The sequence below is a fragment of the Ruegeria sp. YKSD179 genome (genome assembly GCF_059612885.1).
Map to the genome: position 1 here is coordinate 38,642 of NZ_JBXWRL010000017.1, position 24,057 is coordinate 62,698.

Here is a 24,057-nt window from a genome sequence, read left to right on the forward strand (position 1 = left end):
CTGCTGGAGAGAATTGAACTCTCGACCTCTCCCTTACCAATGTGTTTGCCTGGTTCTTTGACAGAGTTGGATGCAAGCTGAAGAAATCGTATTACGTAGCATAAGCCTATGCTTTTTATTGTGTTTTCTTCGATGCGTTCTTGGAAGACGCCATGCAGGGTTGGATTGACTTGTACTCCGCTGCCCTACTAATCCCCTACTAATTCTGCGGGGAACTGGGACACCGCGACGCTCTCAAGGAATATTTTTGCGCAATTGTCCGAGCGCAACCGGTCCAATTCTGTCTCAAAGCGAGCGGAGGTAGTTGAGCATGTTGCCTGCTTCCGACACCTCTACCGGAACACCTGCAGGGTTATCCTTGAATCCGGCTTCCACAAACATCTTTTTAATTTGACCATCAACGGCATGGAACGCGTAACGCCAACTCCGCATCCCCATTCCTTGTTCTGTGCGTTCAACCAACATGCCCATTTTACGGGTGAACTCACCGTTGCCGTCCGGAAGCATCATCACGTTTTCGATGTTTTGCGAAAGTGCCCATTGGCGCATGACGAAGGCATCGTTGACGGAGAGGCAAATTACGCATTCCGCGCCAAGTTCGACAAACTCTTGGAAACTGGCTTCATAGCCGGGGAGGTGGGTCTCAGAACAGGCCGGTGTGAAAGCACCAGGTACAGCAAAAAGAACGACGCTTTTGCCACCGAACACTGACTCAGTTGTGACCGCTTTCCACTCAAAAGGGTTGGCACCGCTTAATTCATCATTGCGAACGCGCGTGTGGAATGTTGCGTCGGGAACTGCGTTAATAATCACTTTAGAGTGCTCCGCTTGGATGGGCTATTGGGAAAGGTCGAATATGTACTTTCTGGCTAGCCGTCAGGTCGCAGCTGCGTAGCTGGAAAAAATCTCCGTACTCCCGTCGCGACGGATCAGAAACACATTATAAGCTTCACGTCGGTTCTCTGGTCCCATGCCCGGCGATCCATAAGGCATATCTGGAACTGCGATCCCAATTGCGTCGGGCCGCTCATCCAACAGTCGTCGAATGTCCGATGCTGGCACGTGACCTTCAATCATGTATCCTTCCACTTTTGCCGTGTGGCATGAGATCATGTTCTGCGGTATCCCGTTGTCGATCTTGTAGCGGATCAATAGTGTCCCCGCACTGCGTTCGGTCGTGACTTCAAAACCATCATCCTGGAGGACCGACACCCAAGCTTTGCAGCAGCCACAGTTCGGATCGTGCACCACGTGAATCTTCGGCGTATCTTGCGCGACGGCCTGCAGTGGCTTGCTACCAATCAGTGCCACCGCGCCGAGCAAAAAGTATCTGCGATTGAAGTCAGTCATCTGCCTCTTAGCTCCGGATTGTTGATACTCATATAATAATTCTAAACATTCGACTGTCATCATTACAGAACGACGGTCCAAAGGTCCAAATGAAGGGTCCAAATCGCATTAAGTGTGAACTTTGACACAGAATGAGTCGGCGAAACATGCTACATTGTAAGTAGGGAGGACAAATCATGCATACATCAGCACTTAAGTTTCGGCAGTTGTATTCAGTAGTTTGTAGTACCCTTCGTCAGTGTCACCGTATTCAGGTAAATCTTGACGTTTACCACTAGATATCTGCTGACATGACGTGAGCCCTGGTACACTTGGCGACGAGAGTTCCGGGGCTTTTGATTGCTCTGCGATCAACTTTCCAAATGGGTCTGTTGGTCACGAACTTAGCTATTCATGTGAATTCATGCTAAGCTGATTGGCGATTTTCTTAGAATTGGGGGGAGAAAATGTCTGACTTAGACCAGATAAAAGCACTCGATAGTGGCGTTGCAGATGGCATCAATAACAGTGATGCGGCGGCCGTTTCCTCGAATTACACGGATGACGCGGCAATTCATCCTCCTGGAGCCGGCCGGATAGACGGGAAACAGGCGATAGAAGCCTATTGGCAAGCTGGCATTGATGCAGGTCTGAGCGGCGTCAGTATTGTCGCAACCTCCATCGATATACATGGCGACACTTCAGTTTCAGTTGGAACACTTTCCGGCAATATGGGCGACACCGCGTTGACCGGGAAATATATTGTCATCGGAAAGAAAACCGACGCCGGTTGGAAAATTCATCAGGACATCTGGAATTTCGACGCTTGAATCGCGGTCAACGGTCTTTCCGCCGCGGATGGCCTAGTTAAACCGCGCCAAGCAGATCGACCACTGACCTTCAATACCTCGTAGCTCGCGTTTGCCGAGATTGTCGAAATCGATGCCTGACCCGGCCACCAGATCACGGACGGTCTGCGAAACAAGGACCTGTCCGGCATCCGCCAAGCCTCCGACACGTGCGGCAATGTGAACGGCTATTCCGGAAACATCATCACCGGAGATCGTGCACTCTCCGGTGTGCAAGCCGATGCGGATTTTCAGTCCGATTGTCTCCATTGCGGATTGGATGGAGTGTCCGCAGCGGATCGCACGTGCCGGGCCATCGAACATGATCAAAAACCCGTCGCCGGTGGTTTTGATCTCGCGACCACCATAAATCTCAAGTTGGTTTCTGATCTCGTCGTGGTGCGCTTCAAGAGTGTCGTTCCACGCTCTGTCACCGATCTCGTGCGCCAGCTTGGTCGAGCCGACAATGTCTGTGAACATGATTGTTCCCAAAACACGTTTTTCGATCTGGCTTTTTGCCTGACCTGTCAGAAATTGCCTGATCTCAGCCAACACTTGTTCGGACGTCTCGGTGAAGGGCACATGATCGTCGGCATCCATCTCTACCAGCCGCGCGTTTGGGATGTGATCTGCCAGATAGCGACCGCTGGAACAGCTCACAATCTGATCACGTTTCGCGTGAAGGATCAGACTTGGCGCTTGTACGGAAGTGAGGATTGGCCGTACGTCGATTTCAAGATTCATGCGCAGAAGGGCCAGGGCCGCTGAGGGAGAAGCGCCCCCACGTAAAAACCGAGCCCACCAGTTGCAGAACCTCGGATTGTTGGCGAGGCTCGGAATGCGCTGCTCAATATCGAGCGACGTGCCCCAGGACGCGCGGACTTTCTCGACCAAATTTGAAATTTCGGTTTGCGATAGACCTTCTTGGTAATCCTCATGTGCTTTGCGGCTCGCGTAACTTCCTGCCAGCACAAGAGCTCGAGTGCGCTCCGGGTAGGTGGCCGCAAACAGAACACTCATTGGACCGCCCTCGGAATATCCGAAGATCGTTGCGCTCTCTGAGCCGACTGCGTCCATGACGGCACGTACGTCATCCATCCGCTCTTCGAGCGTCGCAGCGCCATCGCCTCGGTCCGACAAACCGGTACCGCGCTTATCGAACAGTATGACGCGACAGAAGCTAGCGAGCTCAGTCAAAAACCGCGCAACTATTGGCTCGTCCCAGAAAAGATCAATGTTGGATATCCATCCGGGAACGAAGACGAGGTCTTCTTCGCCATCGCCGAAAACCTGATAAGCGATACTAAGATCGCCGCTGATGGCGTACTTGGTGTCTGGTCTCACAAGCCATTTTCCTTGGTGTTCGTTCACCAGGATAGATTTTTAGATGTGGTTTGGCGAGATTTGCAAAAGACCGTGTTTGTTCGCCACTTTGAGCTTCGCGTCCCATTGGTGTTGAGGGATAGCGCGCACAAGGCGGAGTTTCTCCGCAGTGCGAGGTTCTACGTTGTTATTGTCCCACCCCGAGATCGGAGGGAGCCGATGCTGGAAATCGAACCTGTTAGGACCCAAACTCAGGCAGATACCGTTTACGAGTTAGCCTACGAGTTCATTGAATGGCTTCGCGAACGCTATCCGGAAAAGCACGTGTAGCAAATCCAGCCTAGGCGTGCCTCTGCTGGTGACCCCGCCCCACCCACGGCTTTGACACAACCCGCGTGGCAGCGCAGTGGGGTTTAGACGGATGTCCCGGTACACGTGCGTGATTGTATGCCGCAACCGATGGCAGCCGTTCAGACCAAATGCAGCGAACGACTGTGTTGCGCTCAACGCGGCCTATAGCAACACGCTCATTCTATAATGCTGTTTCGGAAATCGTCGCTTTCTCTTTTGAAATGTGTAGCTTTTTCCAAAAGCCAATCCCTGAAGTCCAGCTGTATTTCACCCATGGGGCGATGCCGGACCCAAAGCAGCCTGTATAAGCCAGTTGTCTTGCAGTTCATGTTTGGCCCGAACGGGGCGACCAGAAGTCCGGAGCGTATAGAATTGAATGCTTCAACCAATCCACACAGGACAAGACCTTGCCCAGCTATGGCGGCCTGAAGCCCGGAGCTGACTTTTGAGAAATGCACACCGTGACCAAGGTGCTGTTCGTCAAAGCCGAAAGTCCGGCCCCACCCATCGAAGCCGACCCAACTTGGATCTCTGGTGCGACCTGTTACATGGATAAGCGGTATGTCCTTCAAGGACCTGGAAACAGGGTCGATCATATGCCCACGAGCGAAATCAGGGGAGCAGACCGGAAGGATGTAATCCTCGAACAGGACAACGTTCTCCAGTTCGGTATTTGGAGGTTCGCCGTAGCGCACAGCGAAATCAAAATTTTCGTTCATTAAATCTACATCCCTGTTGGACGCATCGAGACGCAAATCGACTGACGTATGACGTTGATAGAACTCAGAGATAAAAGAAGTCAGCCAATTTTCGACAAATGACGCGGGCAGGGTAACGGAAAGCCGTGAACTGGAGTTTCGGATTTTCAGTTCAGTCAATACTGTAGCCAGGCCAGAGAAGCTATTAGTGAGCAGCGCTTCGACATTTCGCGCGTTTTCCTGCGCTTTGATCCCGGATGGTGTTCGATTGAACAGCTCGTGGCCGAGGTATTCTTCCAATGCCCTTACGCGCTGCCCGACCGCGGCAGGCGTTACCCCAAGTTCAATGGCCGCTGCGGAGAAGCTGCCAAGGCGAAGAGTCGCTTCAAGCGCTTGCAAAGCATTCAAATGTGATAAGGCCATTTTCAATCATTAAATAAAAACTTTAGTACCTCCAAGGATATTCTCGCGTGCAAGCGCTCTGGAAAGGATTAGAAATAGATCTGAAAACCGACAAATTTAAGCGCGTAAAAGAAAATCTATCACAGAGGGCGGCCGTATGTACATGCTTCATTGGGAATACATGGCGGGTTCCATCATCGTGGAGGTTCTTATGCACGACATAGAGGTGGCATTCGAAGCGCGCTATGTGGACATGAGCTCTGGTGAACACAAGAAACCCGAGTATCTGAACATCAACCCGACGGGGCGTGTACCGGCTCTCACACTTCCCAATGGAAAAACCATTGGCGAGACTGGCGCAGTTGTCACCTATCTGTGCGAGATGCATCCAGACGCTGGCCTCTCTCCGCAGCCGGGAGATGCAGACAGGCCTGAATTTTTGTTCTGGTTGAACGTAATGACTTCGACTGGATATCCAACCGTAGTGCGTTGCAATCACCCTGAGAGATATGCCCAGTCGTGTGCTGCCATCGCCGAAGTCGAACAGCAAAGCTTGGCTGAACTGAGTGATTTCTTTGATCTTATGGAGAACGGTATTTCAGGTCGGAATTCATTCTTGGACAGGGGTTTCTCAGCACTTGATTACTATCTTTCCATGCTCACTGAATGGCACCCGGACAGAGAAATGCTTTTTTCAACACACCCGAAAATTGCCGCTGTCTATGCGTCAGCTTCGAAACGACCCGCTTACAAACTTTCCATGACCAGACATGCCGTTCCTAAGGCAGCCGCATAATGCGAGCCCAATGAATGCGACGCGCGCGGTTCACTTTGGCCAAGAGACCGAAACTTTAACTAAGAAGGAGCCCCAATGCCCAAATTTATAGTCGAAAGGAATGTTCCCGGAGCAGACCAGCTTAGTGCCGAAGAACTCTGCGATATTGCGGCCAAGTCCAATTCAGTAGTAGCTGGGCTTGGCGTGCCCTACGTCTGGCATCACACTTATGCCGCCGGTGACAAGCTTTACTGTGTGCACGAAGCCGACAGCGCCGAGGAAATATATCGCCACGCGAAAGAAGGTGGTTTTCCTGCGGACCTCGTTTCGGAAATCAAGAACACGTTTGGTCCGGAAACCGCCACCATTCCGCGGTAAAGTCAAGCTAAGAAGCTTGGGAAACCCGTTGGGCGTTCGAGCTATTCACTTAAGGAGGGTTATCTTATGAATGTTGGCTCCGAGCCTGAAACGGAAGTTCTTTCAAGTTGGTGGCAAGACAAGAAAATAAGGCCGAGCAGCAAGCTCGGCTAAATGTGAAGCTGTTCACATCTTTCCATGGAAATGCTATTATGTTCAGTTGTAAGGAAGGAAACTGCAATGAAAACTCAGCGCCGGAACGTAAGAAACATCGTAAATGAAATTGGATGCATTTTGCGCCAGTGTATTTGTATTCAAGCGCAAGTCGGTCGTTACCATTGATTTGGAAAGCCTGTAACGACTGGCGACGCCGCAATCACACGACGGCCAAACCAGAAGTGGTCGCCGCCGGATACATGCAACCTCTAGTGGCGCAACACGCGTCAACGGTGACAAAATTTGAAAGCTCTGCTAGGAAAAGCAGATGATTTGAGGCAGCTGCGCGCTCCGATCGCGCAATTTAATGAGTGCCAACCTCCGGGCAAAACTTGATGCGGTCTTTTGCGATCGCATAAATATTAGGGGGACAAATACGTGATCGATTGGGAAATAAGGGGCGAAGAGCTCGCCAACTGTAATTGTAATTTTGGATGTCCATGCCAGTTTGGCGTCTTGCCGACAGACGGCACATGTGAAGCCGCGGTCGTTTATAAAATCCACAAAGGACACTACGGGGACACGTCACTCGACGGCTTAACCGCGGCGGGTGTCTATAAGTGGCCCGGCCCGATCCATGAAGGCAACGGGCACATGCAACTCATTATCGACGAAAAAGCGGACGCCGATCAGCGAAAAGCGCTTGAGGCGATCATGAGCGGGGCTGACACCGAAGAAATGGCCACGATGTGGTTTGTTTTTGGGGCGATGAGCCCAAACAAGCATGAAACGCTTTATGCCCCGGTTTCATTAGACATGAGCATTGAGGATCGCGTGGCGAAAGGTGTTGCCGAAGGCGTTTTCGAAATCAATGCGGAGCCAATACCGAATATCGTCACCGGAGAGCCGCACCGCATCGGCATCAGGTTGCCGCACGGATTCGAGTTCGGGTTCGCCGAAATGGCAAAAGGCCAGACCAGGACATCCGGTGGCGATCTCGACCTTGTCAAGAACACGGGTACTCACGCACATATGGCAAGCTTGCACCTGACCGGCCAAGGCCGCGTTGCCGCCTAGAGCAAGACCTATGATGAATGGTTCGGTGGGGCCCGTCGAACGGGTTATGGCGCGTGACACCTGGGTGGTGGCCGGCTCGGTTTTTGCAATCGTCGTGTTGGCGGGTCTTTATACATTTTACGGCGTCGGCATGAACATGTCGGCGCTGGATATGACGAGGATGGCCGGCCCGATCGGCGACCCCATGGCAATGGGCCCGGGAAAAACCTGGACGATGGGCTACGCAGTGCTGGTGCTGCTGATGTGGTGGGTGATGATGATTGCCATGATGACACCCAGTGCCGCGCCGACGCTACTTCTGTATACCGCGCTGAAACGGCATGGGTCTGAACGTGCGTCGGCGACAAAACTCAGCCTGATCTTCCTTTTTGGCTATCTCCTCATATGGGGCGGCTTCAGTTTGCTGGCGGCGGGAATGCAATGGCTGACGGAAACCACAGGGCTCGTCGAAGGTTCCATGATGACATTGGCGTCACGACCGGCCGCGGGCGTCGTCTTGATCCTGGCCGGCCTCTTCCAATTTTCAGCACTGAAAACAGCCTGCCTCAAACAGTGCAGTTCACCTGCCGATTTCCTGACACGTCACCGCAGGAAAGGCAGCGGAGGCGCGCTTTTGATGGGAATGCATCACGGCGCCTTCTGCTTTGGCTGCTGCTGGGCATTGATGGCGCTGCTCTTTGTCGGCGGTATCATGAACCTTTACTGGATTGTTGGCCTCGCTTTTTACGTGTTGGCTGAAAAGATCCTGCCCAACCCGAGATTTTTTGCGCGGGGCACCGGAGCCGTCCTCATTTTATGGGGCGCTTGGTGCATTCTCACATCTCTATAGTAGAAGTAAGAAGAAAGGACACATTATGGCTCACAAAGATTGGTATGTCGAAGGCCCGGCATTCGGGAATTGCAATTGCGGTTACTCATGTCCCTGCCAGTTCGAAGAGGATCCGACCCAAGGCAACTGTCGCGGATACGAGGTGATGGAGATCACCAAGGGACACTTTGAAGACCTTGACCTTGCGGGTTTGAAAGTCGCTGTGCTCTATGCGTGGCCTGGACCGATTTACGAAGGGAACGGCGAGATGCAGTTGATCATTGATCCAGCGGCATCGCCTGCTCAGCGTGCGGCGCTGGAGACCGTTCTCACCGGTGGCGAAACCGATGAAGAGGCAACGCACTGGTGGGTGTTCCGTGCCATGTGCCCAACGCTGCATGACACTGTTTTTGAACCCATCGACTTCACTTCGGATATGGAAGCACGAACGGCGACAGTAAAAATTGGGAATGTGCTGACATCCTCCGGTCGCCCGATCAAGCCACCACACGGCGATGGAGAGCATCGTGTACGTATCGATATGCCTAACGGTATTGAGTTCTCAGTTGCAGAGATTGGCAATGCATCAACCAAAGGTACTACAGCTATCGCACTTGATTTGAAGGACAGCTACGGACAGTGGCATTTCATGAAGCATGGGCCGCAAGGCGTTGTTCATTAGCGCCGATGTTGTGATTTGTAAAAAGTGTTTTCCACTTAGTAGCCGGGTTTCTCACGTGCCGACGAACGGTAGCATAGGGGGCTGAGCCCACTGGCCAGGGACACATTGCTCTAATTGAACGCTGCCAAGGAGCCAAAGGCAGCGTCATCGGCTGGTTCATTTTGGCGAGTTTGCGCCCTGCGTTAAATTGCACGAATTTGAACTTGGGAGGATATATAGTGTCAGATGAAGAAGAAATCCGCGCATTGGTCCGCGATCACTTCGAGGGCATGAAATGGAACAAACAGGAAGAGCCGGATTGGGAGCGCTTCCGGGGAGACTTTTTCCCAGGAGCGGTTTTATGCGGTGCCGCGCGACCGGCGCAATTGCGATCACTGGATGAATTCATCGAACGTATGGAAGCGGTGGCCCGGAAAAATCTTGAATCTTTTGAGGAGCATACGCGGAGTATGAAGATACTTAAGTTCGGGAGCATCGCAGTCGTGCTTGCAGTGTCGGAGCTTTTGGAAGACGGCACCGATGTGAGCCAAGACGTGAGTGGATATCTTCTTGTAAAATCTGACGACGACTGGAAAATCATCGCGCACACTTGGGATCAAGCGGGCGATGACGAACTGTCACTTAAGGGGTTGGACCTGCAACCGGCAGTCTGAAATTGACATCGTCTGTTTGTACATGCCGACTAAATACAAAACGCGCCGGTTTTAGAATTATTAGAGTTCAGATTTAACGGAAATGACTTTCGTTCTGGAAAGCACTCTCAAGTGCCCTGAGTGTGGACATGCTAAGGTGGAAACCATGCCAACGGACGCGTGCCAGTGGTTCTACGAGTGCACTTCATGTGGCAAGGTCCTTAAGCCGTTACCCGGCGATTGTTGCGTGTTTTGCTCTTACGGGACGGTAGCTTGTCCGCCGATCCAAGAAGGTGGCACATGCTGTGGATAATCGCGGGGAAACACCTTCAGAAATCTCATCTGCTATGCCAGTCGAACTGCGCATTTTTGTACCGGTGGCGATCCGGGCGATCATGAATAACCTCGTTCCGCGCTTGGAAACGGGAACGGGTGCATTGGTCACTCAGTTGGTTGATCTCAACCCCTTGATACCGGAGCGCATCTCGGCGGGTGAAGCTTATGACATCGGCTTGACCAATCCCCCTTACGCTAAGGCGCTCATAAAAGCTGGAAAAGCAGACGCAGCCAGTCACCGAGCTTTTGGACGTGTGCCCCTTGCCGTTGGCCGAAAAGAGGAAACCGAAGGCTCGATCGGAAAAGACGTCGAGACTATCAGAGCCCTTTTGCATGAAGCCGACAGTATCGCCTACACGGGTGCAGGTACAAGTGGCCGCACCTACTTGGATGTGATCGAGCGGCTCGATCTGAGTAATGCACTTTTACCAAAGAGCCTGGCCATGGGTGGTGGCGAGCCGGTCGCATCCGTCGCCGCTGGCCAAGTCGAGCTTGCAGTCGCTCCGCTGACCACGGTCCTTTCAACACCAGGGGTGGTTCCTGCGGCAATCCTACCCGAAAAGCTTGGGACTCATATCGATATGTCGATATTCCTTAGTCGAACCTCACAGGCCAGCGCGGCATTTGCCCTTGAATTTCTGACAGCTAGGGAACTCGATGATGAACTTGCCGCAGCGGGCGTCCTGCGGTTCGAGTTGGATTGAGCACGGATCGACAGAGTTGCCCCATTTCTGAAAGGAATTTGCGGCTACGCCCGCACACCGGGCATCGTTCGCAATTCTGGCAGACGGCCGGTCTAAGTCAACACAGCCGACCCATGCTCCTTTCCTGACTTGGTCCGCTTCGAAGCCAAAAGGGGTAATGACAGCGAGTTCGCTTCAGTGTTCTCCTGGCATTGGAGCTGCGTTTACTTCGATAGTGTTGAGGTCGGGATCAAGCAGATAGAGTTGTGGGAACCCGGCGAGGCCTTCACGCAGAATAAGTAGTCTTTTTCTGTCACCCTCTGGCAAGTCCTCCCTAAATCCAGCCTCCTCCAAGCGATCGACCATTTCTTCGAAGTCGTCGGTGCAGAATGCAAAGTGAACGTCAGCAATGTCAGGAGACGAATTGGTGCGATAGGTTCCAGCATCGTTCAGCACTAGGTGAATTTGGCGATCGTGACATGCCAACCAAACTCCGGGTATCGAAAATGGTGGTCGTTCCAGGCGTTCTAGGAGGAAAAGACTTTCGTAGAAGGAAGCTGATTCCTCAACATCCCTGACGGGATAGGAGACATGATGAAGAAGCACTTTGGGCATGAAATCTCACTTCTGAAATTTTTCGATACGAACAGTACCAGATGCGACACCAAATGTCCTGTTTTGCGCCGCAACCAACGGCGGATCATCGGTTGGCTATCATCTTAGACCGGTCTACTTAGCTGCCATGTCTGACAATGAACTCTCTGAGGTATTACCTATTCGCTACCGTGTCTCAGGCATGGACTGCGCCAAGGATGCGGCCAAGATTGAACGCGCGGCTCAAACCGCTGGAATTGCGGCAGACGCAGTCAAGGTATCGGCAGCCACTCATGTCATGATCCTCAAAGTGCCTGAGGCGCGACTGCCGGAAATTGAAAAAGCCGTCGCGAAGACAGGCTACGGGTTTGACCGCATCGAGGGGGACGAAGATATGCGCCTGCAGTATTGTGCTCAAGTGGACGTTAGTCTCTGGCTCGCCCATGCTCGATGCGCGGTTTGGAGCTGCCTAAGCATCACCCTTATGGTGGTCTGTTAGCTTCGGGATTCAGTTCCGCGTCACCATCCGAATGTGCTTGTAGATAGCCGGTACTACCGTCGGAATAGCATCAGCAGCTGTGGCGAGCGTTTCGTCCAATTCCTCTGGAGGAATGCCGAACTCCGAGTTGCCATTGTCGTCAATCATGTGAACCAAAATGGGTAACATTAGCTTTGATCCGGAATCGGTCTGCGCAAAGGCGTCCCAGCGTTCTGGACGCATCTTCACGGCATCCATGAAGCCCTCGCACCAATCCATTGCAATGACAGTGCCGTCTTGCTTCTCCCAAAACAGAGGATCAAGCGGCCCGCTATGCACCAGTCGCTCTGTGATGTCGCCGAGCAAGTCACGGACTAACTCAACGATTGCATCCGGCGTCTCCTCCGCGCTGCCAAGTGCATGATTGAGCCATTCATCCTCGGGCATTTCCTCCGGGCTGCAGGCGATGCCGGTCAGGAAGCCGTCTAGGTCAGAAAGCCCCATGCTGTCAGGATGGGCCTCGTCGGAGAGAAGATAGGCGTCAAGTTTTTCGAGGTCGGGCATGGACGTAGGCGTTTGCAGATTACGAGAGCAGACATTGGCCAAACTTTTTGAAATGTCTAGGCTCCGGGCAATGCCGACCCTTATCACTTCTTAACTGTTTATCGTTCAGAATCCTTGAAAGAGGATCAACTACCAAAACCTGCCAAGCGTTTCAATACATGTGCTGAGCCGATCAGTTGAAACCGCCGCTTGGAGAAGATCTTGCTGCGAATTGCATGAACGTCCGCTTCAGATCGTTGATTGTGAAACCCTCTCCAATTGGAGTTCAAATGGGTTCAAGGAGAAGGGGTTATCGATAAGCGATTGATTTTTATGGTGCTGCTGCGGAGATTTGAACTCCGGACCTCTCCCTTACCAAGGGAGTGCTCTACCCCTGAGCTACAGCAGCCTACCGTTTTTTCGGGCTCGCGAGCAGATGCCCTACTAATACCCTACTAATTTTTCCTCCACACTGCTAACTCAATGTTCGAGCACCCAATTTTGGGATGGACCCACCCATTACCAAGGGAGTGCTCTACCTCTGAGCTACAGCAGCACTGTGGGCGGGTGATTAGACTCAAAAGAAACGTCGCGCAAGGGTGTCTGGACGGTTTTTTGTCTCTCCTGTAGAGAAAGACAATGGCAGACAAAAATTCAATAAAAAAACACGACAATTCTGGCGGTGCGCGCGAAGACCGACTGAAAGCAGCGCTGAAAGCCAACCTTGCACGGCGAAAGGCGCAGGCCAAGGCACGTGCGGCGGCAGAGGCTAAGCCGGATCAGAATGAGGAATAAGAGCAAATGGATTCGATATTGGTTACGGGCAATGGGCCGCTCAGTGGTCAGATACCGATTGCGGGTGCAAAAAATGCCTGCCTGACCCTTATGCCTGCGACCTTACTGAGCGAAGACCCACTCACACTGACAAACGCGCCAAGGTTGAGCGATATCAAAACAATGACGCAACTACTGCAGTCGCTTGGTGCAGAGGTCTCGTCATTGCAGGATGGACAGGTCTTGGCGATGTCCAGCCATGATCTGACAAGCCATACGGCAGACTACGACATCGTGCGGAAAATGCGGGCTTCCAATCTTGTTCTGGGCCCTATGCTGGCGCGCCTTGGGCAGGCTGTGGTTTCTTTGCCGGGTGGATGTGCGATTGGTGCTCGGCCCATGGATTTGCATGTCGAAGGGTTGGAAGCTTTGGGTGCTGAGATTGAGTTGAAAGACGGGTATCTGCACGCCAAGGCCTTGGGGGGTCTTAAGGGAGCCGTGCATGAGATGCGTTTTGCTTCCGTTGGAGCGACTGAGAACATTGTCATGGCCGCAACTCTGGCCAAGGGCACGACTGTTCTGAAGAATGCAGCTCGCGAGCCTGAAATCGTGGATTTAGTCAATTGTCTGCGCAAAATGGGAGCCCAGATTGCGGGTGAAGGGACATCAACCATCGAGATTCAAGGCGTCGACCGTTTGCATGGCGCCACGCATCAGGTTGTTTCTGATCGGATCGAACTCGGCACCTATATGCTGGTTCCCGCAATTTGCGGCGGTGAGGTCGAATTGCTAGGGGGGCGGAAATCGCTGGTGGAATCTTTTGCGTCCAAGTTGGAAGAGGCTGGCGTGAGTATTTCGGAGACCGCCAAAGGCCTAAAGGTGTCGCGCAAGAATGGGCCAGTGACATCGGTAGATGTCATTACCGAACCGTTTCCGGGGTTTCCGACCGACCTGCAGGCACAAATGATGGCGCTTATGTGCACAGCCCAAGGAGTTTCTGTTTTAGAGGAACGCATTTTCGAAAACCGCTTCATGCATGCCCCGGAACTTGTTCGCATGGGCGCACAGATCGAAGTTCACGGCGGTACGGCGAAGGTCACTGGCGTCGATCAGCTAAAAGGTGCACCTGTAATGGCGACCGACTTGCGGGCCTCGGTCTCTTTGATTTTGGCTGGTTTGGCAGCCGAAGGTGAAACGACGGTCAGCCGAGTATATCATTTGGACCGCGGATACGAACATGTCGTGGGAAAGCTGGAAGGCGTGGGCGCAAAGATTGAACGGATAAAGAGCCAATGACCGATGCGAGTTTTGAAGACGGGCGCGAAGCCCCGCTGAATTTGGGTGCGGAAGACGCGGATGATTTGCAGGTCATTTCGACACTTTCGCAGGATGCTGTATTTCCAGTAACAGAGATGAAGTGGCGGCCTGCAGACCGTCAATTTGCACTGCTGCTGAACCGTTTCCGGTGGGAAGATAAGGATGCCGCAGCCCAACGTGGCCGTTCTTTCGAGCGTGTTCAATCGGTATTGATGTTCGCCTCAGTCCTTTCAGTCGCCAGTCAGGGTATCGATAGAAACGACAAGGATATGATCCTGTCCTTGTTGTCGATCGATTTCGAGCCGGGTGAAGATGGAGCTGGTCAAATACTACTGACATTGGCGGGCGACGGAGCGATAAAACTGCGTGTCGAAGCGGTGGATGCCACACTGAAGGACGTAACCCGCCCTTATCAGGCTCCCTCTGGCCATGTGCCGCGCCATCCGGAATAGATCTCGCATTTTCATTATCTTCGGAAGGCAAATTGCAGCACTTGCCCAACCGAGGGTTGAGGGTGGCCAATTCGGGCTTTAAGACCCGACTAAACGCTTGAGAGTATATGCCATGCCTGCCTTTCTCGACACCGGTTCACCTGAGTTTGAAGCTTCGTTTCAGGCGCTGCTGACTGCTAAACGCGAAGACAGCCCCGACGTTGATGCAGTTGTTGCGCAGATCATTGAAGATGTGCGTAATCGGGGTGACCAAGCGGTGATCGAATTCACTGCCAAGTTTGACCGGCTAGAGTTGACGCCAGAGACCCTGGCATTCAGTGCAGATGAGATCAGCTCTGCTACAAATCTTGTATCAGACGATGATTACAACGCACTTGAAATGGCTGCCGAGCGAATTCGGGATTATCACTCGAAGCAGATGCCGGAAGACCAACAATGGACTGACTCTAATGGTGCGACGCTTGGCTGGCGGTGGTCTGCTGTATCTGCTGCCGGCTTGTATGTGCCGGGCGGTCTGGCTTCGTACCCGTCTTCGGTCTTGATGAACGCGATCCCAGCGAAAGTGGCTGGCGTTCAGAAGTTGGCTATAACCGTTCCAACGCCAGATGGGCAGGTCAATCCGATGGTTTTGCTTGCGGCAAAGCTGGCTGGGGTGGACACGATTTATCGAATTGGCGGCGCTCAGGCTATCGCAGCGTTGGCCTATGGGACTGAAACCGTTGCTCCAGTGGATAAGATTACAGGCCCGGGAAATGCTTTTGTTGCCGCTGCGAAACGGCGGGTTTTCGGCAAGGTTGGAATCGACATGATTGCCGGGCCTTCCGAGATTCTTGTCATAGCCGATAAAGACAATGATCCAGATTGGATAGCGTTGGACCTACTGAGCCAAGCGGAGCACGATGAGAGCGCCCAGTCCATCTTAATTACCGATAATGCGGATTTCGCAAGGGCCGTTGCCCAAGCTGTTGAGAGGCGATTGGAAACGCTGGAGCGCCGCACAATCGCCGGTGCCAGCTGGCGTGACTTTGGCGCCGTGATAGTAGCGCGTGATCTGGATGAGGCCGCCAACCTTTCGAACCGCATCGCGCCGGAACACTTAGAACTGTGTGTTTCAAATCCAAATAAGCTAAGCGCCAAGACTATTCACGCAGGGGCTATTTTTCTGGGTCAATACACGCCGGAAGCGATCGGAGACTATGTTGGCGGCCCGAACCACGTTTTGCCAACGGCTCGATCGGCCCGGTTTTCCTCAGGTCTTAGCGTGATGGACTTTCTCAAGCGCACGACGCTCAGCCAGATGACGCCCGAGGCGTTACGCGCCATCGGCCCTGCAGCCGCTCAATTGGCCCGATCCGAAAGTCTCGAGGCGCACGGTTTGTCGGTGCAAGCAAGGTTAGATCGACTGAACGGCTAAGACGTCGCGGCAGTCCATTGCCCCGCCGGAACGGTTGATATACTTCTGATCCGAACTGACTGGACCAACCTGAAAATGACCCGCATTTCACAAATCGAACTGGACGACAGAAACCTTCCGCCTCCGACGCCGGAGATCGAGCAAGAGCGCAAGGTAGCGATCTACGATCTGCTAGAAGAAAACTCATTCTCTTTGCCAGCACGGGATGATCGGGCCGTGCCCCAAGGTCCATATCATGTTCAGTTGTCAATACGGGATAAGCGGCTGGTTTTCGATATTTCCACCGAACAGGAGGAAAAGGCGGCTGAGTTTCATTTGTCGCTTGGCCCGTTCAGGCAGGTTGTCAAAGACTATTTCCAAATCTGCGAAAGCTATTTTGACGCGGTCAAATCACTGCCGCCCAGCCAGATCGAAACGATCGACATGGCGCGCCGTGGCATCCACAATGAAGGTAGCCGTGTTTTGCAGGAACGACTTGAAGGAAAGGCAGAGGTCGATACCGACACTGCGCGCCGGTTGTTCACGCTAATCTGCGTATTGCATTTTGGGGGCTGACACGTGAAACCCTTGCCGCAGTCGGTCCTGTTTTGTTGTGACCACAACGCGGTTCGTTCTCCCATGGCTGAGGGTATCATGAAAAAGTTTTATGGCACCGGGACGTATGTTCAATCCGCCGGTGTCTACAACGACATGGAGATCGACGGTTTCTGCATCGCGGCCTGTCAGGAAATCGATGTTGAGTTGTCCCGCCACAGGTCCCGTTCATTTGATGAGATGCAAGATTGGGGCGACGATCTGAGCTCTTTTGACCTGATCGTCGCACTTTCACCAGCGAGCCAACGAAAAGCATTGGAATTAACCCGGATTTTTCATTTGGACGTAGAGTACTGGCCAATCATGGACCCTACTGGAATGGGTGACACACGCGAACAAAAACTGCATCACTATCGTCAGACCCGGGATCAGATCATCCATCACCTAAAGGAAAAATGGGGCGACCCGACGGAGCTACAATGAGCGCGACTATCAAAACCTACTTTGAAGCCTTCAATGCCGGTGATGTCGAAGGCATGTTGGATTGCCTTACGGAAGATATCGCACACCATGTCAACGAAGGTGAGATACGTGTCGGAAAAGAAAAATTTGCAGCGTTCTGCGCTCATATGAACCGCTGTTACAGCGAAAACCTGACTGATATTGTGATTTTCGAGGCCGCAGGCGGTTCACGCGGAGCCGCAGAGTTCGTTGTTAACGGCAAATATCTGGAAACAGATGATGGGTTGCCCGCGGCAAATGGCCAGCCCTATCGCTTGCCCGCAGGATCTTTTTTTGACCTCAGCAAGGGAAAGATTACCCGCGTAACGACCTATTACAACTTGTCTGATTGGATCAGGCAGGTTTCCAATGGCTGAAGTGATCGAAGTTCGGCCATTGACCGGTTATGCATTGAAGGATGCATTGGTCGAAGTCGCGCGGTTGCGGATCGAGGTTTTTCGCGACTGGCCATACCTTTATGACGGCGACTTGGAATATGAACGAAAATATTTGCAATCTTATCGCGATAGCAAAGAAGCCATTATTGTTGGTGCGTTTGATGGAGAAAATTTGGTTGGTGCGTCAACAGGGTCCCCGCTGGTCGACCATTCAGAGGATTTTTCAGCCGCATTCGAAGGAACAGCGTTTGATTTGAGCGAGATTTTCTACTGCGCGGAATCTGTGTTGTTGAAGGATTATCGTGGCAAGAGAGTCGGTCACAAATTCTTTGATCTACGCGAAGCACATGCCCGCCATCTGGGATTCTCCAAATCGGCGTTTTGCAGCGTTCAACGGCCTGAGGAGCACCCAATGCGCCCTAAGAATTACCGACCGTTGGATTCATTTTGGCGTGCGAGAGGATATCAACCAATCCAGGGGGTTGTCGCTCAGTTTTCGTGGAAGGATATTGGCAATAAGAACGAGACCGCAAAGCCACTCCAATTCTGGTTACGGGAACTGTGATGATAGTCGCCACCGCCGCATATCCGCTTGACTGGCTTGAAAGCTGGGCGCAGTACGAAGATAAGCTGGCGCACTGGGTCGACGACGCCGTCGAACACGGCGCACAGCTGTTGGTGTTTCCCGAATATGGTGCAATGGAGTTGTCCACGTTGGAAGGGATTGACGTTGCCCGCGACTTGGAACGCTCCATCCATGCTGTGTCAGACCGGGTCGAAGAAACCATCGAACTGCACAGACGCCTCGCCCAGGAGCAAAACGTTTATATTCTGGGCAGTTCCGCTCCGGTCTTGGATGGTTCGGGCCGCCCGGTCAACAGGGCCATTCTCTACGCACCTGACGGTGTTCACGAGCACCAAGACAAGCAGATCATGACCCGTTTCGAACGTGAAACGTGGAACATTGCAGCGGGCGGGCCACTTAAGCTGTTCGATACTGCATTGGGTAAAATCGGCATTCTGATCTGTTACGACAGCGAGTTCCCTTTGCTGGGACGTGCCCTGCAGGACGCGGATCTGATCCTTGTACCGTCCTGTACCGAAGCTCTTTCCGGATATTGGCGCGTTCGCATAGGGGCGATGTCCCGCGCGTTGGAAAACCAATGTGTTTCGGTGATGTCTTCTTTGGTCGGCGAATATGCGTGGTCGGAGTCGGTCGATGTGAATACAGGGATGGGCGGCGTGTTTGGGCCGCCTGACGTTGGGTTCCCTTCAAACGGTGTCTTGGCAGAGGGCACAATGAACCAACCCGGCTGGACATATGCCGAGGTTGATCTGACTGCCATTTCCACCGTCCGAGCGGATGGAAGAGTGCTGAACAGGGCACATTGGATCGAACAGCAGCCCCGAGTCGATTCGGTCACAATCTGTGCTCTTTAAGTGATTCCGCCCTTGAATTAGCGCCCAAATACGCTCATTTAGGCGCACACCTCCGCAGATTCTGCGGGTGCAACGTAATGATGGAGATAACATGGCCAAGGAAGATACGCTCGAATTTCCCGGTGTCGTGAAGGAACTCCTGCCTAATGCGACGTTTCGGGTCGAGCTGGAAAACGGCCATGAGATTATCGCACATACAGCAGGTAAGATGCGTAAAAACCGCATCCGCGTTCTGGCTGGCGACAAAGTACAGGTCGAGATGACCCCATATGATCTGACTAAGGGTCGGATCAACTACCGCTTTAAGTAACGCAGTTTTCAATGGCGTTCATTCTTGGATCGGGCAGCCCACGGCGGCTGGACCTGCTGTCTCAGCTTGGTGTAATACCCGATATCATCGTTGCGCCCGACATTGATGAAACGCCAATGAAAGGGGAATTACCTGTTCCCTATTGCCACCGAATTACTCGGGCCAAAGTCACTGCGGTCCCCGCAGACCATGATGACATAACCCTTTGCGCGGACACTACTGTTGCTTTGGGTCGCCGCATTTTGGGAAAGCCAGAGGATGCCGGGAATGCCGCGGAATTTCTGCATTCTTTGTCTGGGCGTCGGCACAGGGTGATCACCTCAGTTGCTGTGCGACGCGGCGATAAGGTTTTGCAAAGGGACGTGATCAGCCAAGTTAAAGTCAAACGCCTTTCGGATATTGAGATTAATGCCTATCTCGCGACTGGCGACTGGAAGGGCAAGGCAGGTGCCTATGCGATTCAGGGGCCAGCTGGGGCATTCATTCCATGGATTTCCGGATCTTTCACCGGCATCGTTGGGCTGCCTCTGGCTGAAACCGCTGCGTTGTTGCAAGGTGTTGGATATCCGTTGTACCGAGAGGCGCCATGAAGGGTCGCACAATCGTTCTGGACGAGATTCAAGGACGCAAAGCCGCCGCTTTGATGGTGGATGGCGTTCTGGAGGACTTTCTGATCGCTGCGGACGCTCCGCCCGTCGGTACAATCTATCGTGCGCGGGCAGACCGACCTGTGAAAGGGCAGGGCGGCATGTTCCTGACGACACCTGACGGTTCAGTTTTTCTGCGTCAGGTCAAAGGACTGGCACCGGGCGCCCACATCCTCGTGCAGGTCACGGGGTATGCAGAGCCAGGAAAGGCAATCCCGGTTACCAACCGCCTTTTGTTCAAAAGCCGATATGCGATAGTGACGCCAGATGCGCCAGGTTTGAACATCTCGCGCCGCATTCAAGATGAAGAGCTTCGCAACCAATTGTTGGAAATCGCACATACTCAGATGGCGGACAGCCCCTACGGTTTGATCCTTCGTTCTTGCTGCCTGACATCTGATCCAGAAGAGATTGCGGAAGACATTTCAGCCATGCGCGCGCAGGCTGAGCAAGTCATGTCTGACATCGGAAGTGAATGTGAAACACTCAGCGATGGCGACGACCCACATATATTGGCTTGGCGCGATTGGACTGATCCGGCCGAAGTCGTGACGCGACCTGGAGGTTTCGAAGCACATGGGGTTCTGGACGCCTTGGACGCTGCTTTGGGCGTTTCTGAACCATTGCCGGGCGGCGGTTCGCTCTTTATCCAACCCACACGGGCTTTGGTCGCGATTGACGTGAACACAGGCCGTGACACTTCGCTGGCCGCAGGCACGAAAGCTAATTTTGCATGCGCCAAAACCTTGCCTCGCGCACTGCGAGTTCGGGGTTTGGGTGGTCAGGTTACTTTGGATCTTGCACCTATGCCAAAAAAGGATCGCCGAGGCTTTGAGGCCGCATTGCGCAAGGCGTTTAAATCCGATCCCGAGGAAACGATCCTTGCCGGGTGGACACCTCTTGGTCATTTTGAATTGCAGCGAAAACGTGGTCGCGTACCAGTTTCGGAGACGCTGAAATGAGTTGCCCGATCTGTGGAGAGGACACATTGAAAAAGTTCCGCCCATTTTGTTCAAAACGCTGTGCGGACATAGATTTGGCAAAATGGCTAAACGGGTCCTACGCTGTTCCTTCGCAGCGCGAAGAGGACATGGAAGCAGACGTTGAGGTCAACGTGCCTGGGGTACCCAAGCCACATTGAAAAAATGTGAAAAAGCCTCTGGACACTGCCAGTGCCAAGTCATAGAACGCCTCCACCCAACGGCGGAAGCCGTTCCGGTGCCCGGGTAGCTCAGGGGTAGAGCAGTGGACTGAAAATCCTCGTGTCGGTGGTTCGATTCCGCCCCCGGGCACCATTTATACTTTCAGCAGCATCCAGCACTGTCCGATATTTTCGGTAACGCCATGATTTTGCTGCATTCTGAGTCCAGCGTCGTTCAGGTGATTCCGGGGGCAGCCAGACGATCTGGGGGTATTTCCGGGGGTACTTTCAAAACCACATTAATTCGATTCCTGTTCCCATGCCGTTGACCGATACAGCCATCCGAAACACCGCAAGCCGCGAAAAACCTTGCAAAATATTCGATGGAGGCGGTCTGCACCTGCTGATCAACCCCGGCGGGTCTAGGCTCTGGCGGCTCAAGTACCGGTTTGGGGGTAGAGAAAAGCTCCTTTCTCTAGGTCCTTACCCTCTCGTCAGCCTCAAACTTGCACGCGAAAAACGCGACGCCGCGAAGTTGCTTTTGCTGGAAGACAAAGACCCGGGAGAGGAGCGGAAACTGGCAAAGATTGAGGCCGAACGGGAACGCGCAGTGACCTTTGGCGTTGTGGCCCGGGAGTATGTATCAAAGCTGGAAAAAGAGGGGCGGGCGCCTGCCACTCTGAAGAAGCTTAACTGGCTCGTCAGTCAGACAGAGCCGATGCTTTCAGAACGCCCCGTTGCGCAGATAGAGACCCCGGATATTCTGCGCATGCTTCGGCAGGTTGAGAGCAAAGGAACCTATGAAACAACCAGCCGGCTAAGGAGCACGATCGGCTCAGTGTTCCGCTATGCAATTGCGACCGGACGGGCGCAAAAGGATCCTACAGAGGCCCTTAAGGGCGCGCTTATCCGTCCGCAGGTGCGTTCCAGATCAGCGATACTTGATCCGAAAGAACTTGGCCTGCTTCTGAACCGGATAGATGCTTTCTCGGGTCAGCTTGCGACAAAACATGCGCTGCATCTCCTTGCCCTTCTGGCCCCGCGCCCCGGAGAGCTCAGACTGGCGACATGGGATGAATTTGACTGTCAGGAGGCGACTTGGCGTGTCCCGGCGGAACGAATGAAAATGCGTCGCCCCCATCGGGTGCCCCTGCCGCAGCAGGCGCTGGATCAGCTGAATGAGTTGCACCGGCATACGGGAACAAGTGATTTTTTGTTTCCCTCCGCGCGCTCCTGGAAGAAACCCATGTCGGAAAACACTCTGAACGCTGCACTCCGACGGATGGGGTACTCGTCCGATCAGATAACTGCACACGGGTTCAGAGCAACGTTCAGCACCTTCGCAAACGAAAGCGGTCTGTGGGCTGCAGACGCGGTTGAACGCGCTCTGGCCCATGTTGAGGGCAACGACGTACGACGCGCCTATGTTCGGGGTGAACACTGGGAGGAGCGGGTGAGAATGGCAGACTGGTGGGCTGACAGACTTGATCAGCTTCGGACTGAAGCAGCAGAGGGTTAATCTGGTCATGATCGCTTATCTGATTTCGGCCAATAACTGGATTACGGTTGAGGCCTTCGAACGCATTCTGGAACAGACCTGTCAAGTCGTCCGGAACCGTCGCCGGTCGTCAAAAGAAGTTTCCCCCGCTTCCTTTGACCCGAATGTCCTGGGACAGGCGCGCCAGACCCTAAACGAAACCATCGCAGTTTCTCTGCAGTGGCAATTCAGACAGACCTTGGGGCTGGATGAGAAAAAGTTCGTTGCAGATGCTGTGGCCGCCCTTAGATATTTTGACTTGATTGACGGTTTGAACAAGCTGGGTTTTGAGTACAGGACTGCCGACTATGAACTCAGACAGCAACTCGAAGAAACGATCGCAAGGTTTAAACGTTCAGAAGAAGTAAACGGAAAACTTCCGCATAAGTGGCGAGACCTTTAGCATCACCGGCTCCAATGCTGGTACGGGTTTCCAGGCTTCGCGAATTCTGCTGTCCAAAGGCGCGAAGGTCGTGATGCTGAATCGCAACGAAGAGAAATCGACCGCCGCTATTAAGGAGCTTAAACAGGAGTTCGGCGAAGAGGCCGATGTGCGCTTTATCCGAATGGACCTTGCAGACTTGGCAAGCGTACGCGAAGCGGCAAAGGAAGTGCTGAAGACCGTTCCCCGAGTCGATGCGTTAATCTGCAATGCGGCCATTGCTCAGGTGCCGAAACAGCAGTTCACCAAAGACGGGTTCGAAAGCCAGCTTGGAACCAACCACTACGGCCATTTTGTACTGTGCGGCATGCTGTTCGAGCGTATAGAAGAATCTCGGGGCAGGATCGTGGTCGTCGCAAGCCTTGGATATAAGATGGGTCTGCGGACAATAAAGTTTGACGACTTGAACTGGAACCAGAACTACAGCGCTAATCCCGCCTACAGCCAAAGCAAGTTAGCGCAAATGATGTTCGCCTATGAACTGCAAGATCGTCTTAAGGCCGCGAACAAGTCTGTGGAGGTCTATGTTTGTCATCCAGGATCTTCCGCGACATCATTGATCAGCACCAGCGGTGGGTTTTTAACGCGGGTTATTTGGTGGCTGATGACCAAGTCGCCAATGGTTCAAACCGCCGAAAAAGGTGCCTATCCGGAAGTTATGTGCGCGACCGAAGACGGTTTGGAAGAGCGCGCTCTTTACGGTCCCACGGGCCGCATGGAATTTGTCGGCCCGGTGGGTAAGGGCACTCTGGAACCTTACGCCTATGACAAGGTTGTCATGACGAAGCTGTGGGACGTGTCTGAAAAGGCAACGGGGTTTGACTGGCCTTTCTAGCGGAATTGCGGACAAGGTGCTATCCTCCCAGTTTTGCCAAAGCGAACTTTGAAGAAAGATTCAGAAATTTCGGGTTTCGGTTCGATTCCTTCACAGCGACTTTCAGGAGAATATCATCTAACGCGCTGCAAACGCGCATGATTTTGATTTAACCTAAGGGTCGCGCATCCAACAAACCGACTACCCATTGCGCTTATTGGGTAAACCGACCGGACGCATTTGAAGTCCCAAAACCTGGCACTT

General features: G+C 53.1%; 32 protein-coding genes and 2 tRNA genes. 27 read left to right on the forward strand and 7 right to left on the reverse strand.

The window, feature by feature from the left end:
* Positions 1-285 precede the first annotated feature (285 nt).
* Both AC2FNE_RS10935 and AC2FNE_RS10940 read right to left on the reverse strand, forming a co-directional pair.
* Complete coding sequence (locus AC2FNE_RS10935) at positions 286-813, reverse strand: peroxiredoxin (protein WP_496805365.1); 528 nt, start codon at positions 811-813, stop codon at positions 286-288.
* Positions 814-876: 63 nt separating this feature from the next.
* The gene (locus tag AC2FNE_RS10940; protein WP_496805366.1) at positions 877-1,350 is read right to left on the reverse strand and encodes a DUF411 domain-containing protein; all 474 of its coding nucleotides are present in this window, start codon (positions 1,348-1,350) and stop codon (positions 877-879) included.
* Positions 1,351-1,796: 446 nt separating this feature from the next.
* On the opposite strand from AC2FNE_RS10940, the gene AC2FNE_RS10945 reads away from it, so the two are divergent.
* Positions 1,797-2,159 (forward strand): YybH family protein, encoded by a 363-nt coding sequence (locus AC2FNE_RS10945; protein WP_496805367.1) that lies wholly within the window; start codon positions 1,797-1,799, stop codon positions 2,157-2,159.
* 33 nt (positions 2,160-2,192) lie between these two features.
* Here AC2FNE_RS10945 and AC2FNE_RS10950 read toward each other — a convergent pair whose 3' ends face one another.
* Positions 2,193-3,521 (reverse strand): adenylate/guanylate cyclase domain-containing protein, encoded by a 1,329-nt coding sequence (locus tag AC2FNE_RS10950; RefSeq protein ID WP_496805368.1) that lies wholly within the window; start codon positions 3,519-3,521, stop codon positions 2,193-2,195.
* A 506-nt stretch (positions 3,522-4,027) separates the two neighbouring features.
* A complete protein-coding gene (locus AC2FNE_RS10955; RefSeq protein ID WP_496805369.1) occupies positions 4,028-4,972 on the reverse strand; it encodes a LysR substrate-binding domain-containing protein in 945 nt (314 codons plus the stop codon).
* Between the two features lie 136 nt (positions 4,973-5,108).
* Here AC2FNE_RS10955 and AC2FNE_RS10960 point away from each other — a divergent pair, with 136 nt between their 5' ends.
* The 8 genes from AC2FNE_RS10960 (at position 5,109) to AC2FNE_RS10995 (ending at position 10,478) form a co-directional block, all read left to right on the forward strand.
* Positions 5,109-5,747, forward strand: coding sequence for a glutathione S-transferase family protein (locus tag AC2FNE_RS10960; RefSeq protein ID WP_496805370.1), 639 nt, complete (start codon positions 5,109-5,111; stop codon positions 5,745-5,747).
* Between the two features lie 75 nt (positions 5,748-5,822).
* A complete protein-coding gene (locus tag AC2FNE_RS10965) occupies positions 5,823-6,104 on the forward strand; it encodes a DUF4242 domain-containing protein (protein ID WP_496805371.1) in 282 nt (93 codons plus the stop codon).
* A 573-nt stretch (positions 6,105-6,677) separates the two neighbouring features.
* Positions 6,678-7,316 (forward strand): DUF1326 domain-containing protein, encoded by a 639-nt coding sequence (locus AC2FNE_RS10970; RefSeq protein ID WP_496805372.1) that lies wholly within the window; start codon positions 6,678-6,680, stop codon positions 7,314-7,316.
* 10 nt (positions 7,317-7,326) lie between these two features.
* Entirely contained in the window at positions 7,327-8,145 is an 819-nt protein-coding gene (locus AC2FNE_RS10975) for a DUF2182 domain-containing protein (RefSeq protein WP_496805373.1), read from the forward strand.
* A 25-nt stretch (positions 8,146-8,170) separates the two neighbouring features.
* Positions 8,171-8,806 (forward strand): DUF1326 domain-containing protein, encoded by a 636-nt coding sequence (locus AC2FNE_RS10980; protein WP_496805374.1) that lies wholly within the window; start codon positions 8,171-8,173, stop codon positions 8,804-8,806.
* A gap of 218 nt (positions 8,807-9,024) precedes the next feature.
* A complete protein-coding gene (locus AC2FNE_RS10985; RefSeq protein ID WP_496805375.1) occupies positions 9,025-9,459 on the forward strand; it encodes a nuclear transport factor 2 family protein in 435 nt (144 codons plus the stop codon).
* Positions 9,460-9,541: 82 nt separating this feature from the next.
* Positions 9,542-9,751 (forward strand): GDCCVxC domain-containing (seleno)protein, encoded by a 210-nt coding sequence (locus AC2FNE_RS10990; protein ID WP_245222719.1) that lies wholly within the window; start codon positions 9,542-9,544, stop codon positions 9,749-9,751.
* The gene (locus tag AC2FNE_RS10995; protein ID WP_496805376.1) at positions 9,744-10,478 is read left to right on the forward strand and encodes a molybdate ABC transporter substrate-binding protein; all 735 of its coding nucleotides are present in this window, start codon (positions 9,744-9,746) and stop codon (positions 10,476-10,478) included. The genes AC2FNE_RS10990 and AC2FNE_RS10995 overlap by 8 nt, the downstream gene beginning before the upstream one ends.
* Positions 10,479-10,652: 174 nt before the next feature.
* Here AC2FNE_RS10995 and AC2FNE_RS11000 read toward each other — a convergent pair whose 3' ends face one another.
* On the reverse strand, positions 10,653-11,072 hold the full coding sequence (locus tag AC2FNE_RS11000) for a VOC family protein (protein ID WP_496805377.1): 420 nt from the start codon (positions 11,070-11,072) through the stop codon (positions 10,653-10,655).
* Between the two features lie 127 nt (positions 11,073-11,199).
* Here AC2FNE_RS11000 and AC2FNE_RS11005 point away from each other — a divergent pair, with 127 nt between their 5' ends.
* A complete protein-coding gene (locus AC2FNE_RS11005) occupies positions 11,200-11,550 on the forward strand; it encodes a heavy-metal-associated domain-containing protein (protein WP_496805378.1) in 351 nt (116 codons plus the stop codon).
* 9 nt (positions 11,551-11,559) lie between these two features.
* Here the strand turns inward: AC2FNE_RS11005 and AC2FNE_RS11010 are convergent, their stop codons facing one another.
* Entirely contained in the window at positions 11,560-12,093 is a 534-nt protein-coding gene (locus AC2FNE_RS11010) for a UPF0149 family protein (protein WP_496805379.1), read from the reverse strand.
* 313 nt (positions 12,094-12,406) lie between these two features.
* Positions 12,407-12,481, reverse strand: a tRNA-Thr gene (locus AC2FNE_RS11015).
* A 230-nt stretch (positions 12,482-12,711) separates the two neighbouring features.
* Between AC2FNE_RS11015 and AC2FNE_RS11020 the strand changes: the two genes are divergently transcribed.
* From AC2FNE_RS11020 to AC2FNE_RS11100, 17 genes are all read left to right on the forward strand, one after another.
* A complete protein-coding gene (locus tag AC2FNE_RS11020; RefSeq protein WP_170603514.1) occupies positions 12,712-12,867 on the forward strand; it encodes a hypothetical protein in 156 nt (51 codons plus the stop codon).
* A 6-nt stretch (positions 12,868-12,873) separates the two neighbouring features.
* The gene (murA, locus tag AC2FNE_RS11025; RefSeq protein ID WP_170603516.1) at positions 12,874-14,142 is read left to right on the forward strand and encodes a UDP-N-acetylglucosamine 1-carboxyvinyltransferase; all 1,269 of its coding nucleotides are present in this window, start codon (positions 12,874-12,876) and stop codon (positions 14,140-14,142) included.
* Entirely contained in the window at positions 14,139-14,615 is a 477-nt protein-coding gene (locus tag AC2FNE_RS11030) for a DUF2948 family protein (protein ID WP_170477223.1), read from the forward strand. The genes murA and AC2FNE_RS11030 overlap by 4 nt, the downstream gene beginning before the upstream one ends.
* A gap of 112 nt (positions 14,616-14,727) precedes the next feature.
* Entirely contained in the window at positions 14,728-16,029 is a 1,302-nt protein-coding gene (gene hisD, locus AC2FNE_RS11035; protein WP_170603518.1) for a histidinol dehydrogenase, read from the forward strand.
* Between the two features lie 75 nt (positions 16,030-16,104).
* Complete coding sequence (locus AC2FNE_RS11040) at positions 16,105-16,584, forward strand: UPF0262 family protein (protein ID WP_170477228.1); 480 nt, start codon at positions 16,105-16,107, stop codon at positions 16,582-16,584.
* 3 nt (positions 16,585-16,587) lie between these two features.
* Positions 16,588-17,046 (forward strand): arsenate-mycothiol transferase ArsC, encoded by a 459-nt coding sequence (locus AC2FNE_RS11045; protein ID WP_170477231.1) that lies wholly within the window; start codon positions 16,588-16,590, stop codon positions 17,044-17,046.
* Complete coding sequence (locus tag AC2FNE_RS11050) at positions 17,043-17,441, forward strand: ketosteroid isomerase-related protein (RefSeq protein ID WP_170477234.1); 399 nt, start codon at positions 17,043-17,045, stop codon at positions 17,439-17,441. Before AC2FNE_RS11045 ends, AC2FNE_RS11050 begins: the two co-directional genes overlap by 4 nt.
* Entirely contained in the window at positions 17,434-18,027 is a 594-nt protein-coding gene (locus AC2FNE_RS11055) for a GNAT family N-acetyltransferase (RefSeq protein WP_496805380.1), read from the forward strand. Before AC2FNE_RS11050 ends, AC2FNE_RS11055 begins: the two co-directional genes overlap by 8 nt.
* On the forward strand, positions 18,027-18,902 hold the full coding sequence (locus tag AC2FNE_RS11060) for a carbon-nitrogen hydrolase family protein (protein WP_170603524.1): 876 nt from the start codon (positions 18,027-18,029) through the stop codon (positions 18,900-18,902). Before AC2FNE_RS11055 ends, AC2FNE_RS11060 begins: the two co-directional genes overlap by 1 nt.
* A 91-nt stretch (positions 18,903-18,993) precedes the next feature.
* Positions 18,994-19,212, forward strand: a complete 219-nt coding sequence (gene infA, locus AC2FNE_RS11065; protein WP_005978431.1) for a translation initiation factor IF-1 — start codon at positions 18,994-18,996, stop codon at positions 19,210-19,212.
* An 11-nt stretch (positions 19,213-19,223) separates the two neighbouring features.
* Positions 19,224-19,802 (forward strand): Maf family protein, encoded by a 579-nt coding sequence (locus AC2FNE_RS11070; protein ID WP_170603526.1) that lies wholly within the window; start codon positions 19,224-19,226, stop codon positions 19,800-19,802.
* Positions 19,799-20,821 carry a ribonuclease E/G gene (locus AC2FNE_RS11075; protein ID WP_496805381.1) on the forward strand — a complete coding sequence of 341 codons (1,023 nt, stop codon included), beginning with the start codon at positions 19,799-19,801 and terminating at the stop codon, positions 20,819-20,821. The genes AC2FNE_RS11070 and AC2FNE_RS11075 overlap by 4 nt, the downstream gene beginning before the upstream one ends.
* Positions 20,818-21,000 carry a DNA gyrase inhibitor YacG gene (locus AC2FNE_RS11080; protein WP_170603530.1) on the forward strand — a complete coding sequence of 61 codons (183 nt, stop codon included), beginning with the start codon at positions 20,818-20,820 and terminating at the stop codon, positions 20,998-21,000. The genes AC2FNE_RS11075 and AC2FNE_RS11080 overlap by 4 nt, the downstream gene beginning before the upstream one ends.
* A 79-nt stretch (positions 21,001-21,079) precedes the next feature.
* Positions 21,080-21,154, forward strand: a tRNA-Phe gene (locus AC2FNE_RS11085).
* A 165-nt stretch (positions 21,155-21,319) separates the two neighbouring features.
* A complete protein-coding gene (locus tag AC2FNE_RS11090) occupies positions 21,320-22,519 on the forward strand; it encodes a tyrosine-type recombinase/integrase (RefSeq protein ID WP_496805382.1) in 1,200 nt (399 codons plus the stop codon).
* A gap of 7 nt (positions 22,520-22,526) precedes the next feature.
* The gene (locus AC2FNE_RS11095; protein WP_496805383.1) at positions 22,527-22,940 is read left to right on the forward strand and encodes a hypothetical protein; all 414 of its coding nucleotides are present in this window, start codon (positions 22,527-22,529) and stop codon (positions 22,938-22,940) included.
* Complete coding sequence (locus tag AC2FNE_RS11100) at positions 22,921-23,814, forward strand: SDR family oxidoreductase (protein WP_496805393.1); 894 nt, start codon at positions 22,921-22,923, stop codon at positions 23,812-23,814. The genes AC2FNE_RS11095 and AC2FNE_RS11100 overlap by 20 nt, the downstream gene beginning before the upstream one ends.
* The last annotated feature ends 243 nt before the right edge of the window (positions 23,815-24,057 follow it).